This window comes from Cryobacterium sp. Y11 (genome assembly GCF_002929535.1).
Lineage (GTDB): Bacteria > Actinomycetota > Actinomycetes > Actinomycetales > Microbacteriaceae > Cryobacterium.
This window is the reverse complement of record NZ_PJJO01000061.1, coordinates 492,476-508,318: the sequence shown is the minus strand read 5'-3', so window position 1 is coordinate 508,318 and position 15,843 is coordinate 492,476. Positions and strand designations below refer to the sequence as shown.

Genomic DNA, 15,843 nt, shown 5'->3' with positions numbered 1-15,843 from the left:
CCCATTCCGCGCGGGTTCCCAGCTCGTTCACTGGGCCCACCTTATGAACAGGGGCCCAGTTTATAAACTGGGCCCGCGGACGGGGCCCGGGCCCCGTCCCAAAATAGGCCGGGCACGGGGCGAGCGGATGCTACCGGCCGAGCATTTTCTGCAGGGCGGCCATTTCTTCTTCGGTGGGGCCGCCTGCCTTGCCCTTGCCGGGCTGGGCGCCGGAGCCGAGGCCGAAACCGGAGCCGACGGCATCCGTTTTCGTGGTCTCGCCGGCAGGCTTGACGCCCGCGGCAATCGCGGCGTTTTCGGCGGCACGCTTGGCCGGGTTACCCGACTTGGAGCCCTTCTTCTTTTGTTGTACCTTCGGCTTGCCACCGTATCCGGCACCGGGGATCGGGCCCATGCCGGGAATATTGGGCATACCGCCCTTGGCGACGGTCTTCATCATCTTGGCGGCCTGCTCGAAGCGTTGCACGAGTTGGTTGACCTCGGTGACGCTTGAGCCGGATCCCTTGGCGATGCGCAGGCGACGGGAGCCGTTGAGCAGCTTGGGGGTGGTGCGTTCGAGCTTGGTCATCGACTGGATGATGGCCTCGGTGCGCACGATCTCGCGCTCGTCGAAGTTTTCGAGCTGTGCCTTCATGGCTCCGGCGCCGGGCAGCATGCTCATCATCTTCTTGATCGAGCCCATGTTGCGCAGCTGCTGCATCTGGCCCAGGAAGTCGTCGAGGGTGAAGGTGTCGGTCGCGAACTTCTCGGCGACCTTGCGGGCCTCATCTTCGTCGAACGCACCCTGTGCCTGCTCGATCAGGGTGAGAATATCACCGAGGTCGAGGATGCGGCCGGCCATGCGGTCGGGGTGGAACGGCTCGAAGTCGTCGAGCCCTTCACCGGTGGAGGCGAACATGATCGGGCGGCCGGTCAGCGAAGCGACCGAGAGCGCGGCACCACCTCGGGCGTCGCCGTCGAGCTTGGTGAGCACGACTCCGGTGAAGTCGACGCCGTCCTGGAAGGCCTTGGCGGTCGCGACGGCATCCTGGCCGATCATGGCGTCGATGACGAAGAGCACCTCGTCTGGATCGATCGCCTTGCGGATGTTGGCGGCCTGCTTCATCAGCTCCGCGTCAACGCCGAGGCGGCCGGCGGTGTCGACAATGACGACGTCGTGCACCTTTTGCAGGGCGTATTTCACGCCATCGCGGGCGACCTTGACCGGGTCGCCAACACCGTTGCCGGGCTCGGGTGCGTAGACGGCGACGCCGGCCTGCTTCGCGACCACCTCAAGCTGGGTGACGGCGTTCGGGCGCTGCAGGTCGGCGGCGACGAGCAGCGGGGTGTGGCCGTCTTTGGCGAGCCACTTGGCGAGCTTGCCGGCGAGGGTGGTCTTACCGGCACCCTGCAGTCCGGCAAGCATGATGATGGTCGGTGGCTTCTTGGCGAACTCCAGCCGCCGCTGCTGGCCGCCGAGAATGGTGATGAGTTCGTCGTTGACGATCTGCACGACCTGCTGGGCTGGGTTCAGTGCCTTGCTGACCTCGTCGCCAAGGGCGCGCTCGCGCACCTTGCCGGTGAAGTCCTTGACGACCTCGAGAGCGACGTCGGCGTCGAGCAGGGCGCGACGGATCTCACGAACGGTGCCGTCGACATCCGCTGCGCTGAGCTTGCCCTTGGTGCGGAGGTTTTTGAACGTCTCGGCAAGACGATCTGAGAGGTTTCCAAAAGTTGCCATTATGCGGTCAGTTTATCGCAGCCGGTGCGATCAGCCGTTCGACCGCGCGGATGACGTTGGCGCGTCGAGTTGCTATCGCTGCGGAGTCGAACGTGCCGCCGGGCTCGTGCACCCAGGCGGTGGCGATACCGAAAACGAGCGTCATGAGCTGCTCCGGTTCCCAGCAGACGTCGACCCGCCCGGCCGTCTGCGCCAAACGGATGCGGCGCACCTGTTCGTCTCGATAGCCGAGCATCACTTCGAGGGCCGGCAGCCAGGTACCGTCGGTTTCGAGCCGCGCCCAGTCGATCATGCGCAGGTGGTCGCCGTGGCGCACCGCGTGGTCGAAGAGTGCTCCGGCGAAGGCCGGTACATCGTTGTCGGTGAGCACTGCGTCGCTCGAAAACTCGCGCAGATTAAGCTCCAACACCTCGAGAAACAAGTGTTGCTTATCGGGGTAATAGGCGTAGAGACGTTCTTTACTGGCCGAAGCTGTCTTGGCAATTCGATCGATGCGCGCCCCGGCGAGGCCGTAAGCGGCGAACTCCGTGCGCGCCGCCTCGAGAATGCGGGTCTGCGGGTCTGCTCCATTGCGTGCCATATCTCGATTATAGCCAATTTCGTCGTGCAGAACGAACTAGTTCGTTCGGTATGATTGTGTTCATGTCGACCCCCAGCATGAGCACCGATCCGCCCCGTACCGTCCCGGTCTCGTTGGCGGCCGCAGCATCCGCTTCTACAGGTGAAACGGCAGCGAACCCGCGGCGCTGGTGGCTGCTCGCCATCGTGGCGCTCGCCCAGCTCACCGTCGTGCTTGACGGCACCATCGTGAATATCGCGCTCCCCCAGGCACAGACCGCGCTCGGCATGAGCGACGGCGACCGCACCTGGGTCGTCACCCTCTATTCGCTCGTGTTCGGCGCGCTGTTGCTGCTCGGCGGGCGCATCGCCGACTTCTGGGGGCGTAAACGCTCCTTCATCGTGGGGATGGCCGGGTTTGCCATCGCCTCCGCCCTCGGCGGTGCCGCGCAGAACACCTGGGAGCTACTCGCCGCGCGGGGCTTGCAGGGGCTGTTCGCCGCCCTGCTCGCTCCGGCCTCGCTCGCCCTGCTCACCGTCAACTTTCCCGGCGGCAAGGACCGCATCAAGGCCTTCGCCGTCTACGGTGCGATCGCCGGTGGAGGCGCGGCCGTCGGCCTCATTCTCGGCGGCATGCTCACCGAATACGCGAGCTGGCGTTGGTGCCTCTACGTGAATGTGCCGATTGCCGTTGTCGCGATTGCGGCCGCCATTCCGGTGATTCGGGAGAGCAAGGCGCACGGCAACACGAAATACGACGTGCCGGGGGCTATTCTCGTGGCGCTCGGTCTCGGATCCCTGGTTTTCGGCTTCGCGCAGGCCGAGAATGGGTGGGGCAGTTGGCCCGTGCTCGTCTGCCTCCCGCTCGGACTGGTGCTGCTGGCACTGTTCGTGGTGGTGGAAAGCCGGTCTAATCATCCGCTTCTGCCCTTGCGCATTATGATCAACAAGGTTCGCGGTGGGGCCTTTCTCACCGCGCTACTGTCGGGTGCTGCGATGCTCGGCGCGCTGCTCTTTCTCACGCTCTATTTTCAGATTGTGCTGGGATACACGCCGATTCAGTCGGGCCTCGCTTCCCTGCCGATGACCGCGACAATTATGGTCGGTGCGGGAGTGCTCTCGAAGTATCTGGCCAACACCGGCGTGCGCATTCCGATGACCGTCGGCCCGATCGTCGGCGCGTCCGGGCTGCTCTGGCTGACCCAGATCACCGTGGGCGGCAACTATGCGCTGGAGGTATTGCCCGGGCTTATTCTGCTCGGGGCCGGAATGGCGATGATCTTCGTGCCATTGCAGAATGTGGCGCTGTCGGGAATCGCCGACCACGATGCCGGTGCGGCGAGCGCGGCGGTGACGGCCATGCAGCAGATCGGCGGATCGCTCGGAACCGCGCTGTTCACCGCGCTCTATACCGCTGCGGTGAGCTCGTACCTGATCGGCAAGGTGCCCTCGCAGGCTGCGCAATTTGGCGCCCTGGTGAGCGGATATCAGTCGGCCTTCCTGTGGGCGGCCGTCATCATCTTCGCGGCGGCGCCGATTGCATTCTTCCTGGTGCGCCCGCGTAAAGAAGACCTACTCGGCACCGGCTCGGCTGCGCACGTCGGCTAGCTTGCGGGCTGGTCTGTCATTCGCGCTCCGGGCCCACCTTATGAACCGGGGCCCAGTGTATAAACGGTGCCAGTGGACGGGGCCCGGGCCCCGTCCAGAAGGCTTAGTTGTCTAGGGCTACCAGGACGGTGTCGCCGTGCACATCGATCGTGACGACGAGCAGGCCGTCGGTGTCGTCGGGGCTGATCGCGTACTCGAGGATCGCGAAGGGGGCCTCGCCTCCGCTGTGCTGCGGGTGAAAACCAATGCGCTGGAGGCGCAGCGATCGCAGGAAGTCGATCTGCTGGTCACCGGAATCCCAGATTATGGCGTCTTCGATCGCCTCTGCGTCCATCTCGTCGAGCTGCTCCGCGATGTACTGGCTGGTCACCGAGACCTCGGCGGACAGGTCGGCCACGAGAGACTCCCGCACCTGCGAGTCGAGGTCTTCGATCGAGCTAATCATTGCCGCGGCGATGTCGAGGGCTTCGGTCGTGACCGAGGCCTCGTCGGGCGAGCTGAGGTCTACCTCGACGCTCTGGTCGCCGAGTTCGGCGGAGTCGGACCAGTAGACCTCACCCTCGTCGTCGTCGCCGAGAATTCCAAAGAAATCGTGTTCGATGCTCATAGTGCTCCTCTAAGGTTTTTCGATCAGCCGACGAGTTTTTGCGCGAACACGTGCGGGGTGAAACCGGTGAGGTCGTTGATGCCCTCACCCTGCCCGACCAGTTTGATCGGAATGCCGGTCTTCTCCTGCACGGCCAGCACGAAACCGCCACGCGCCGAGCCATCCAGCTTGGTCAATACGAGGCCGGTCACTCCGGCATGCTCAATGAAGGCTTCAGCCTGGGCGAGCCCGTTCTGGCCGGTCGTTGCATCCAGCACGAGCAGAACTTCGGCGATCGGCCCCTGCTTCTCGACGACGCGGCGAATTTTGGTGAGCTCGTCCATCAGGCCGCCCTTGGTCTGCAATCGACCAGCGGTGTCGATGAGCACGATCTCAATGCCCTCGTTCTTCGCCTTCTCCACGGTCTGAAAGGCGACGGATGCCGGATCCTGGCCGGTCATCTGCGGCTTGACAATCTGCGCCCCAGCTCGCTCTGCCCAGGTTGCCAACTGCTCGACCGCACCGGCCCTAAACGTGTCCGCCGCACCGATCACGACGCTGCGGCCGTAGGTGTGCAGAAACTTGGCGAATTTGCCAATCGTGGTCGTTTTGCCTACACCGTTGACGCCGACGACGAGCACGACCGCTGGGCGCTCGGAGAGCGTCAGCGTGGAGTCGAGAACCGAGAGCCGTTCCTCGATGCCCTCGCGCAGCATCCGTTGTAAATCAGCCGGGTCGGTCGTGTTGTATTTGGCGACCTTGGTGCGGAGGTCGGCGACGACCGATTCGGTGACGGTGGGGCCGAAGTCCGCCTTCAGTAGGGCGTCTTCAAGGTCGTCCCAGGTGTCGGCGTCGATGGTCTTCTTCGTGAACATTCCGCGCAGTGCGCCGGAGAGGGACCAGGGGGTGCGTTCAGCCATGTGCCTAGCCTACGGGGGCCGGGCCGGGCCAATGTCATGGACCCTTCTCGGGGGCCACCATAACGCCGCCGGTGCTAGGCGGTGCATTGTGACGTTGTGCTACCTTCCGTGACCGGGCGTTACCCCCGTTTGAGCGCAAAACGCGCGGGAGTAGCTAGCTTTTCTACAACGCGCGGCGGTTGATGTCGATCGTCGTTCGAGACCAGAAGGAGCAATCGTGTCGCCGAAACTGAGCGAGAGTGCAGCACCCACCCGAACGGCCCGAGTGCAGACGCGCCCGAACGGCCAGTGGAAGATCGACGGCACCGAACCGCTCAACGGCAACGAGGTCTGGAAACAGATCGATAACGGCCTCGCTGTACGTGGCCGCATCGAAGAAATCTATTCCAAGCAGGGTTTCGACTCGATTGACGCCACCGACCTGCACGGCCGTTTTCGCTGGTGGGGTCTCTACACGCAGCGCAAGCCCGGCATCGACGGCGGCAAGACCGCCACGCTCGAGCCGCACGAACTCGAAGACCGCTATTTCATGCTGCGCGTGCGCATCGATGGTGGCCAGCTCACCACCGAGCAGGCCCGAGTGATCGGTGAGGTTTCCCGCGACTTCGGGCGCGACGTCGCCGACATCACCGACCGCCAGAACGTGCAGCTGCACTGGATCCAGATCGAGGACATGCCCGAAATCTGGCGTCGCCTGGAGGCCGTCGGCCTGGAGACAACCCAGGCTTGCGGCGATGTACCGCGCGTGTTTCTCGGCTCCCCTGTGGCCGGCATTGCCGCCGACGAACTCATTGACCCCACCGCGGCCATCAATGAGATCGCGCGCAAGTATCTCGGCACCGACGAATTCGCCAACCTGCCCCGCAAATTCAAGACGGCCATCACCGGCCATCCCAGCCAGGACGTTGTGCATGAGATCAACGACATCGGCCTCGTCGCCGTCGACCATCCCGAGCTCGGCATCGGTTATGACCTGTGGGTCGGCGGCGCCCTCAGTACCACCCCGCGCTTTGCCGAACGGCTCGGCGCCTTCGTGGCCGAAGACCGCGTGTCAGATGTCTGGCGCGGCGTCACCTCGATCTTTCGGGACTACGGCTACCGGCGCCTGCGTGGCAAGGCACGGCTGAAGTTTCTGTTGGCCGACTGGGGCACCGAGAAGTTCCGTCGTATTCTCGAAGACGAATATCTCGGCTACACCCTGCCTGACGGTCCGCCAGCGCCTCGACCCAAGACGCAGGGCGACCACATCGGCGTGCACAAGCAGAAGGACGGCCGCTTCTACATTGGCGTCGCCCCCTTCGTTGGTCGTGTCTCCGGCCAGACCCTGACGAAGCTCGCCGACCTGCTCGAAGCCCACGGTTCGACGCGGCTGCGCACGACCCCGCACCAGAAAATCGTGGTGCTCGACGTGGCCGAGGAACACGTTGAGCCGCTCATCGTGGCCCTCGACGAGCTCGGGCTGTCGGCCCGCCCTAGCTTGTTCCGCCGTTCCACCGTCGCGTGCACGGGCATTGAATTCTGCAAGCTAGCCATCGTCGAGACCAAGCAAACGGCAACGGATGCCATCCTCGAGCTCGAGAAGCGCCTCGCCGGCATCAAAGCCCCGCACCCGATCACCCTGCACGTAAACGGATGCCCCAACTCCTGCGCCCGCATTCAGGCGGCGGACATCGGGCTCAAGGGTCAGTTGCTGCCGGATGGAAACGGCGGCTCGACCCCCGGTTTTCAGGTGCACCTCGGCGGCGGCCTCGCCTCGGTCGACCGCGATGAGGCCGGCCTCGGCCGCACCGTGCGCGGCCTCAAGGTGACCGCCGATGACCTCGCCGACTACGTTGAACGCCTCGTGCGCCGCTTTCTGGCCGCCCGCACCGACGACGAGACCTTTGCCCAGTGGGCGCACCGCGTCGACGAGGAGAACCTCAAATGAGCGCCATCAACCTCAACGCCGACAAACTGAATGCGCGAGCCACAGCATCCGCTGCTCCCACTCGCCCGTTGCCGCCGCGCCGTACGTCCGCCGAGTTGCAGGCCGTCGCCGAACACGGCTCGGTCGAACTCGCTGCAGCCGCCAAGGCCAACGGTCGCGAGGCGACTGCGGCCGAGGTCGTCGCCTGGGTCGCCCGCAATTTCAACGCCGACTCCGTGGCCGTCGCCTGCTCGATGGCCGATGCGGTGCTGCCCGAGATAGTGTCGCAGCAGCTTCCCGGCGTCGACGTGTTGTTTCTCGACACCGGCTATCACTTTGCCGAAACCTATGAGACTCGCGATGCGGTCGCTGCAGCCCTGCCGGTAACGGTCGTCGACGTGCTGCCGCTCACGACGGTGCCCGAGCACGATGCCGCGCACGGCGCCGAGCTGTTTGCCCGCGACCCGAACGCCTGCTGCGCGATGCGCAAGGTCGAACCGTTGCAGCGCTCGCTCAATGGTTACGAACTGTGGTTCACCGGGGTGCGCCGCGACGAGGCCCCCACTCGCGCCAACACGCCGCTGGTCACCTGGGACGAACGCAACGGCCTGGTCAAGGTCAACCCCGTTGCCGCCTGGAGCTACGACGAGCTGATGGACTATGCCACCCTGCATCAGGTTCCAGTGAACGTGTTGCTCTCTCAGGGCTACCCCTCTATCGGTTGTGCCCCCTGCACCCAGCCCGTTGCGGTGGGTGCCGATCCCCGTTCCGGCCGCTGGGCCACCCTCGACAAGACAGAATGCGGGCTCCACCTGTGACCACGTCAATTGCTTCGCACCGCCTCTCCGAACTCGACGTGCTTGAGAGCGAAGCGATCCACATCATTCGCGAGGTCGTCGCCGAGTTCGAACGCCCTGTGCTGCTGTTTTCCGGCGGCAAGGATTCCGTCGTGGTGCTGCACCTCGCCGCGAAGGCGTTCTGGCCGGGCAAGATTCCCCTCGCGCTGCTGCACGTTGACACCGGTCACAACTTTCCCGAGGTGCTTGAGTTTCGCGACAAGACCGTGGCAGCACACGGGGTTCGGCTGACCGTCGCCAAGGTTGAGGACTACATCAGCGACGGCCGCCTGGTCGAACGCGCCGACGGCACCCGCAACCCCTTGCAGACCCTGCCGCTACTCGATGCGATCGCGGCCGGCCGGCACGACGCCGTCTTCGGCGGCGCCCGCCGCGACGAAGACAAGGCCCGCGCCAAGGAGCGCATCCTCTCATTGCGCGACGAATTCGGCCAGTGGGACCCGCGCAACCAGCGTCCAGAACTGTGGAACCTCTACAACGGCCGCCACACGGTCGGCCAGCACGTGCGTGCCTTTCCGATCAGTAATTGGACCGAACTCAACGTCTGGCGCTACATCGAACGCGAAAACATCGAGCTGCCCCCGCTGTACTACGCGCACGAGCGTGAGGTCTACCGCCGCGACAACATGTGGCGCGCGGTCAGCCCGGTCAGCCCGGCGAGGGCCGACGAAACCGTCGAAACACGCACGGTGCGGTACCGAACGGTGGGCGATATGAGCTGCACCGGCGCGGTCGACTCGCTCGCGGCATCCGTTGCCGATGTTGTGCGCGAGGTGGGCGTATCGACCATCACCGAACGCGGCGCGACCCGCGCCGACGACCGCATCTCAGAAGCCGCCATGGAGGACCGCAAGAAGGAAGGCTACTTCTGATGCGCGCGCCCATCTTTGCGGTCGGCGTGACCGTGGCCGCGACGCTTCTGCTGAGCGGATGCTCCGGTGCGGCCGCGGCCACCGGGCCGGTCCAGGAAGTCCGCCTCGGCTACTTCGACAACCTCACCCACGCCCCGGCCCTGGTCGGCCTCGAGAAGGGATTCTTCACCGACGCCCTCGGCGAGACAACCCTGAACGCCCAGGCTTTCGGAGCGGGTCCGGCCGCCATCGAAGCGCTCAGTGCCGGAGCAATCGATGCCGCCTATGTGGGCCCGAACCCGGCCGTGAACACCTTCGTGCAAAGCGCTGGACGGTCAGCCGTGATCGTTGCCGGTGCCACCACTGGCGGCGCAGCCCTCGTCGTGCGCGACGGTATCGACTCCCCCGCCGATTTGACCGGCACGATTCTCGCCTCCCCGCAGCTCGGTAATACCCAGGACGTAGCCCTGCGCTCCTGGCTGAAAAGCGAGGGGTACGCGACCAGCATCACCGGTGGCGGCGACGTGACGGTTGCCCCGACCGACAGCGCCCAGGCACTCACTCTGCTTCAGGGTGGGCAGATCGACGGTGCGTGGCTACCCGAACCGTGGGTATCCCGCCTGGTGCTCGAAGCGGATGCTCACGTACTCGTCGACGAGGCAGACCTCTGGCCGAACGGCGCGTTTCCCACGACCGTGCTGCTGGTCCGCGCGGATTTCAACCGGGACCACCCGGAGACCGTTCGAGCGCTGCTTCAGGGACACACGGCATCCATTGCCTGGCTGAATGAGTACCCGAACGAGGCGGCCGCCGTGATCAATAAGAAACTGGCCGCCGATACCGGAAAGCCACTCGCTGACGCGGTCATCGACCGCGCCCTGGGAGCCCTGCGCTTTAGCAATGATCCCCTGGCCAGCACCTTTGAGGTTTCGTTTGAGCATGCGGTCGCTTCCGGCACCGCCAAAGACGGCAACCTCATTGGTTTGTTTGACCTGACCCAGCTCAACGGCATTCTTGCCGCAGCGACAGGTGCGCCCATATCGGCCGCCGGACTCGGAACGGAGTAATCATATGACCCTGACGATTGACACCCACAACCTTGCTGCGGAAGCCGCCGTTTCAGCCCCCGCCGGCACCCTGTTTCGCTTTGCGACGGCCGGTTCGGTTGACGACGGCAAGTCCACCCTGGTGGGCCGGCTACTGCACGACTCAAAGGCTATTCTCGCCGACCAGCTCGAAGCGGTCGCCCGCACGTCTACCGAGCGGGGCTTTGGCGGTGAGAGCGGCGGCATCGACTTCGCCCTGCTGACCGACGGCCTGCGCGCCGAGCGCGAACAGGGCATCACCATCGACGTGGCCTACCGCTACTTCGCGACGCCCGCCCGATCGTTCATACTCGCCGACTGCCCCGGCCACGTGCAATACACCCGCAACATGGTCACCGGCGCCACCACAGCGGATGCCGTCATCATGCTCATCGACGCCCGTAAGGGGGTACTCGAGCAGACTCGCCGGCATCTGAGCGTGGTCGCCCTGCTGCGTGTGCCGCACGTGATCATCGCGGTCAACAAGATCGACCTCTTGGATTACGACGAGGCCGCGTACCGCGAGGTGGAGGCAAGCGTTCGCCAGGTCACGGCCGAACTCGGCCTCGGTTCTGGCTTGCCCAGTGAGGTACACGTCATTCCCGTGTCAGCCCTGGTCGGTGACAACGTCGTCGACCGTTCGGCGCGTACCCCCTGGTATGCCGGACCGAGCTTGCTCGAACTGCTCGAAACCCTCACCGTGATCGACGATCGTGATTCCACCGGCCGGGCCATCGAGGCGTTTCGTCTTCCCGTACAGCTCGTGCTGCGCCCGCAGGGAGCGGTCGTCGTCGCCCCCGAACTCGCCGACTCCTACCGCGATTACCGGGCCTATGCCGGGCAGGTCGCGAGCGGCAGCATCAAGGTTGGCGACACGGTCAGCGTCGAACCCGGCGGCGGAACCAGCACGGTCACCGGCATCGACTTCGCCGGAGTTGCCCTTGACGAAGCCTTCGCGCCGCAGTCGATCGCCCTGCGTCTGGCCGACGACCTCGACATCGCCCGTGGCGCCGTGATTGCAGCAGCGGGTACCCTTCCGCCGGTCACCCGCACCCTCGAAGCCGACCTGTTTTGGCTCGATCCGCGCCCGCTCGCACCGGGAGCGCGCGTTCTCGTCAAGTTCGGCACGACCGTCGTTCAGGCCCTGATCAGTGCCGTCACCGGCAGGCTCAATCTCGCGACGCTCGGCGCGGAACCGGCGACCGGCCTGGCCGTGAACGATATCGGGCAGGCCAGCATCCGCTTATCGCGTGATCTGCCGGTGGAACGCTACCGGCAGAACCGCCGCTCCGGCGCGTTCCTGGTGATTCACCCGCAGGACGGCGCGACGCTCGCCGCCGGCATCGTCACGGCGCCGGGCGAGGCCACTCCCGCCGGTGACGGCTCCGGTGCTGGCTCGGAAGTGTCACCGTGACCATTCTCACCGACGCTTCTGTCGCCGTATCCCCGACCGCGTTGGAACCGGCCGCGATCACGATCGAGGCCCTCGGCAAGCGCTACGGCACCGGGCCGCTCGTGCTCGATAACATCAACCTGTCTATTCCGGCTGGCCAGTTCGTCTGCCTGCTCGGGGCGAGCGGATGCGGCAAGTCCACCCTGCTGAACATCATTGCCGGACTGGAGAAGCCGACCGAGGGCGCCGTCACCGTGGCCAGCGGCAAGGCCGCCGTCATGTTTCAAGACGCTGCACTTTTTCCCTGGCTGACCGCCGGCCGCAACGTGGAGCTGGCCCTAAAACTGCGCGGGGTCCGGCGCAAGGACCGCTGGGGCGACGCGCTCGAACTGCTCGATCTGGTCAACCTGGCCGATGCCGCCGACAAACGCCCGCACGAACTCTCCGGCGGCATGCGGCAGCGGGTAGCGCTGGCCCGCTCGCTCGCGCAGGACCGCAAAGTTCTGCTCATGGACGAACCCTTCGCCGCCCTCGATGCCATCACCCGCGACCTGCTACACGAAGAACTCGAACGGGTCTGGCGTCAGACCGGCCGCACCATCGTCTTCGTCACGCACAACGTGCGGGAGGCCGCCCGGCTCGGGCAGCGTATTCTGCTGATGTCGTCGCGCCCCGGGCGCATCGCCAACGAATGGACCATCTCCGACACCCAAACCCGCCGGATTGAATCCCCCGAAGTTGCCCGATTGGGCGACGAGATCACCGACCAACTGCGAGAGGAGATTCGCCGTAATGCCACCTGACGCTCGAATCGACACCATTCGCATCGCACCGACCAACGACCCCAGCCACGACGAATTGCGCCGACTCGAATCGGGCCTTGACTCGCTGCAGGCCGTTCCCGACACGCCCCACGGAGCCTTTCGCCGCACCCTCGACGGTGTCCTGCCGCCGATTCTGCTGCTCATTGCCCTCGTCGCGGCCTGGCAGGTCTACATCCTCATCGCCAAGCCCCGCCCCGACCTGATTCCCGGCCCCCTCGACGTATTCGGCGCGTTAGCCAGCGCCTGGTCGAGCGACCGCTTGCAGCTCGCGGTTGCCACCAGCCTCGAGCGCGGCGGGCTCGGCTTTATCATCGCGGTCGTCATTGGCACGCCGATCGGGCTACTGCTAGCCGAGTGCCGCCCGGTGCGCCGCGCTCTCGGCCCGCTACTGTCCGGTTTGCAGGTGTTGCCCTCCGTCGCCTGGGTTCCCGCCGCGATCATCTGGTTCGGCATCTCCGACGCCACCGTCTACTTCGTCATCCTGATGGGCGCTGTGCCCTCGATAGCCAACGGACTCGTCTCCGGCGTCGACCAGATTCCGCCGCAGCTACGCCGGGTCGGCACGGTACTCGGTGCCTCGCGCTTTGAAATGGCCACCCTGGTCGTGCTGCCGGCCGCGCTGCCGGGTTATTTTTCGGGTCTCAAGCAGGGCTGGGCCTTCGCCTGGCGTTCGCTGATGGCGGCGGAGATCATCGTGATCGGCGGGAACATTGGCTTCGGCCTCGGTACGATGCTCGACCAGAACCGCGAGCTCGCGGACCTCTCCGGCGTGCTCGCGACGATCCTGGCGATTCTCTTCGTCGGCATCCTGGTTGAGCTCGTGATCTTCGCTCCGATCGAGCGTCGTCTGCTGCGCCGCCGCGGACTGATGGCCGCCGGTCTGCGCTGACTCGCGCATCCACTCTCTTATATTCGCTGTTGAAAGGCTTGCGCCATTGAAAGGCACACTATGATTCCCGCTCCCTCTGCCCTTCGCGTCGCTATCATTGGTGCCGGTCCGGCCGGCATCTACGCCGGAAATATTCTGAGCCGCCTCGTGCTTGAGGCCGGCCACGAGGTGGCCATCGACCTGTTCGATGCTCTGCCGGCGCCGTACGGACTCATTCGCTACGGCGTCGCCCCCGACCACCCACGCATCAAGGGCATCGTGAAGTCGTTGCAGGAGATGCTCGACGCCGGCACCATACGCTTCATCGGCAACGTCACTTACGGCACCGACCTAAACCTCGCCGACCTGCGCGAGCGCTATCACGCGGTGATCTTCGCGACCGGCGCCATTCTCGATGCCCCGTTGGCTATTCCCGGCATCGACCTGCCCGGCTCGTTCGGCGCCGCCGACTTCGTCTCCTGGTATGACGGCCACCCCGACGTGCCCCTGGACTGGCCGCTCGACGCGACCGACGTCGCCGTGATCGGCAACGGCAACGTCGCCCTCGACGTGGCCCGCATTTTGGCCAAGCACGCCGACGATCTACTCACGACCGACATTCCCGCCTCGGTCTATGCCGGGCTGGCCGGTTCGCCGGTGACCGACGTGCACGTGTTCGGTCGTCGCGGGCCGTCGAAGGTGAAGTTCACCCCGATCGAGCTGCGCGAACTTGCCGACATTCCGGGCGTCGACCTCGTTGTCTATGCCGAGGATTTCACGTCCGATCCGCACAGCGAAGCGCTCATCGCCAGCAACAACCAGGTCAAGATCATGACCCGTACGCTCAACGGATGGCTGACCCGGCCCCTGCAGGGCGCCTCCCGCCGCCTACACCTACACTTTCTGCATGCGCCGCTTGAGGTCTACGGTGACGAGCGGGTGGAGGGCATCCGTTTTGAACGCACCGAACACACCGGAGATGGCGGGGTGCGCGCGACCGGGCAGATCGTCGACTACCCCGTGCAGGCCGTCTATCGCGCGGTCGGCTACCGGGGCAGCGCCCTGACCGAGGTGCCATTCGACGCGGTGCGCGGTGTGATTCCGAACGACGGCGGGCGGGTGCTTGACGCGGCAGGCGAGCCTCTTTTCGGCCTCTACGCCACCGGGTGGATCAAGCGCGGCCCGGTCGGCCTGATCGGGCACACCAAGGGCGATGCCCTGGAAACCGTGACCCGACTCGTGGTCGACCTGCCGGCGCTCGTGGCCGGCAACAGCGCTGATGTGTCGTCCGACACGATTCTGGAGTTACTCGCGGAGCGCGGGGTCGAGTTCACGACTTGGGCGGGCTGGCGCACCCTGGACGCGCACGAGCAAATGCTCGGCTCGCAGGACCTCTTTAATCCCGGTCGTGAGCGCGTGAAGGTCATCTCCCGAGCTGAACAGGTCGCGATCTCTCGCGCGGAAGCGTTGGCGACGCTGTGACCTATGTGATCGCGTTGCCTTGCGTTGACGTGAAAGATCGTGCCTGCATCGACGAATGCCCGGTGGACTGCATTTATGAGGGGGAACGCTCCCTCTATATCCACCCGGACGAGTGCGTGGACTGCGGAGCCTGCGAACCGGTCTGCCCGGTCGAGGCCATCTACTACGAAGACGACCTGCCCGAGCAATGGGCCGAGTACTACAAGGCCAACGTTGAATTCTTCGACGACATCGGCTCCCCGGGAGGCGCGGCCAAGGTCGGCGTGCTCGCCAAGGACCATGCGGTGATCTCCGCCCTGCCCCGGCAGGTCTAGCGGGTAGGTCAGACTCTCGATCAGGGGTTGAACCATTGCCGTTCCGAGTCAAGGACCAGGCGCTGCGCGGGACTTACGGCCCTGCGCGGGAGGTACGCCACTGCGCGGGACCTCGAGCCTGACCGCACCTCCCGCGCAGCGCGATACGCGAGAGCTGCGCCAGTGCGCCGGAGTTGGGCCTCCCGCGCAGCGGCGTAACACGCGCGCAGCGTGAAACGGATGCCCGCAGAACCCGGCTGCCGGCAACCAGCGGCGGCCATGACACCCTGCAGACCAACTACAGTCTCATGTCTACAAGTGTCAACTTCAACAGGGTATATGACGTCGTCGGGATGCACGACGCTAGACGATTGTGGACGAATCACCAAGTGTCGGTTGTTGAAACACCTCAATCCTTGAACGCTGTCGACGCACTGACCAATTCATAGAGGAAGGAAGTCAACAATGAGCCCTGACGCTGAGAAATTGGTAGCGCAGGTCACTGCCCAGGCCGAAGCGACCCGCGACGACCCGATGCCCGCTGGCATCGCCAGCACTCGTCCGAATACGTCGGTACCAGTGGCAGTCCGACTCGCAACCGACGACGTCGCAGCGATCGAGGCTCTGGCCGGCAAACTCGACATACGGATGTCGGCTCTGTTACGCGGCTGGATCCTTGATGGACTCGCCGCCAAGCGCGAGGAGTCCGTCGCAACGGCCCTCGATCGAGTCACAGCAGACAGACAACGGCTGCGTGAACTGGTCGCGTGACCGGGATGCGGAGCGAGCCTGAACTCGTCCGCCATCGGTAGCAGTCACCGCTGCGCAAATAAGTCAAGCGCCGTTCGGCCCGCCGTAGCCAATCGCGGCCAGGCCAACGTGTCAGGCAGCG

General features: G+C 65.2%; 15 protein-coding genes. 11 read left to right on the top strand and 4 right to left on the bottom strand.

Annotated features, from left to right (window positions below):
- Positions 1 to 130: 130 nt before the first annotated feature.
- Positions 131 to 1,720 (bottom strand): signal recognition particle protein, encoded by a 1,590-nt coding sequence (gene ffh, locus CXY75_RS19070; protein ID WP_104084338.1) that lies wholly within the window; start codon positions 1,718 to 1,720, stop codon positions 131 to 133.
- 7 nt (positions 1,721 to 1,727) lie between these two features.
- Complete coding sequence (locus CXY75_RS19065) at positions 1,728 to 2,300, bottom strand: TetR family transcriptional regulator (protein WP_104084337.1); 573 nt, start codon at positions 2,298 to 2,300, stop codon at positions 1,728 to 1,730.
- A 62-nt stretch (positions 2,301 to 2,362) separates the two neighbouring features.
- On the opposite strand from CXY75_RS19065, the gene CXY75_RS19060 reads away from it, so the two are divergent.
- A complete protein-coding gene (locus tag CXY75_RS19060) occupies positions 2,363 to 3,886 on the top strand; it encodes an MFS transporter (RefSeq protein ID WP_233202025.1) in 1,524 nt (507 codons plus the stop codon).
- Between the two features lie 103 nt (positions 3,887 to 3,989).
- Here CXY75_RS19060 and CXY75_RS19055 read toward each other — a convergent pair whose 3' ends face one another.
- Entirely contained in the window at positions 3,990 to 4,493 is a 504-nt protein-coding gene (locus CXY75_RS19055) for a DUF2004 domain-containing protein (RefSeq protein WP_104084335.1), read from the bottom strand.
- A 23-nt stretch (positions 4,494 to 4,516) separates the two neighbouring features.
- A complete protein-coding gene (gene ftsY / locus CXY75_RS19050) occupies positions 4,517 to 5,392 on the bottom strand; it encodes a signal recognition particle-docking protein FtsY (RefSeq protein ID WP_104084334.1) in 876 nt (291 codons plus the stop codon).
- 217 nt (positions 5,393 to 5,609) lie between these two features.
- On the opposite strand from ftsY, the gene CXY75_RS19045 reads away from it, so the two are divergent.
- The 10 genes from CXY75_RS19045 (at position 5,610) to CXY75_RS19000 (ending at position 15,722) form a co-directional block, all read left to right on the top strand.
- Positions 5,610 to 7,319: a nitrite/sulfite reductase gene (locus tag CXY75_RS19045; RefSeq protein ID WP_104084333.1), complete on the top strand. Its 1,710-nt coding sequence runs from the start codon at positions 5,610 to 5,612 to the stop codon at positions 7,317 to 7,319.
- Positions 7,316 to 8,116 (top strand): phosphoadenylyl-sulfate reductase, encoded by an 801-nt coding sequence (locus CXY75_RS19040; protein WP_104084332.1) that lies wholly within the window; start codon positions 7,316 to 7,318, stop codon positions 8,114 to 8,116. The genes CXY75_RS19045 and CXY75_RS19040 overlap by 4 nt, the downstream gene beginning before the upstream one ends.
- On the top strand, positions 8,113 to 9,027 hold the full coding sequence (gene cysD, locus CXY75_RS19035; RefSeq protein ID WP_233202024.1) for a sulfate adenylyltransferase subunit CysD: 915 nt from the start codon (positions 8,113 to 8,115) through the stop codon (positions 9,025 to 9,027). Before CXY75_RS19040 ends, cysD begins: the two co-directional genes overlap by 4 nt.
- A complete protein-coding gene (locus CXY75_RS19030) occupies positions 9,027 to 10,073 on the top strand; it encodes an ABC transporter substrate-binding protein (protein ID WP_104084330.1) in 1,047 nt (348 codons plus the stop codon). Before cysD ends, CXY75_RS19030 begins: the two co-directional genes overlap by 1 nt.
- Before the next feature lie 4 nt (positions 10,074 to 10,077).
- Complete coding sequence (locus CXY75_RS19025) at positions 10,078 to 11,505, top strand: sulfate adenylyltransferase subunit 1 (protein WP_104084329.1); 1,428 nt, start codon at positions 10,078 to 10,080, stop codon at positions 11,503 to 11,505.
- Positions 11,502 to 12,287, top strand: coding sequence for an ABC transporter ATP-binding protein (locus CXY75_RS19020; RefSeq protein ID WP_233202023.1), 786 nt, complete (start codon positions 11,502 to 11,504; stop codon positions 12,285 to 12,287). Before CXY75_RS19025 ends, CXY75_RS19020 begins: the two co-directional genes overlap by 4 nt.
- Positions 12,277 to 13,197: an ABC transporter permease gene (locus tag CXY75_RS19015; RefSeq protein ID WP_104084328.1), complete on the top strand. Its 921-nt coding sequence runs from the start codon at positions 12,277 to 12,279 to the stop codon at positions 13,195 to 13,197. The genes CXY75_RS19020 and CXY75_RS19015 overlap by 11 nt, the downstream gene beginning before the upstream one ends.
- 60 nt (positions 13,198 to 13,257) lie before the next feature.
- Positions 13,258 to 14,658: an FAD-dependent oxidoreductase gene (locus CXY75_RS19010; protein WP_104084327.1), complete on the top strand. Its 1,401-nt coding sequence runs from the start codon at positions 13,258 to 13,260 to the stop codon at positions 14,656 to 14,658.
- Positions 14,655 to 14,972 carry a ferredoxin gene (fdxA, locus tag CXY75_RS19005; RefSeq protein ID WP_104084326.1) on the top strand — a complete coding sequence of 106 codons (318 nt, stop codon included), beginning with the start codon at positions 14,655 to 14,657 and terminating at the stop codon, positions 14,970 to 14,972. The genes CXY75_RS19010 and fdxA overlap by 4 nt, the downstream gene beginning before the upstream one ends.
- Positions 14,973 to 15,416: 444 nt before the next feature.
- Complete coding sequence (locus tag CXY75_RS19000) at positions 15,417 to 15,722, top strand: hypothetical protein (RefSeq protein WP_104084325.1); 306 nt, start codon at positions 15,417 to 15,419, stop codon at positions 15,720 to 15,722.
- Positions 15,723 to 15,843: the final 121 nt, after the last annotated feature.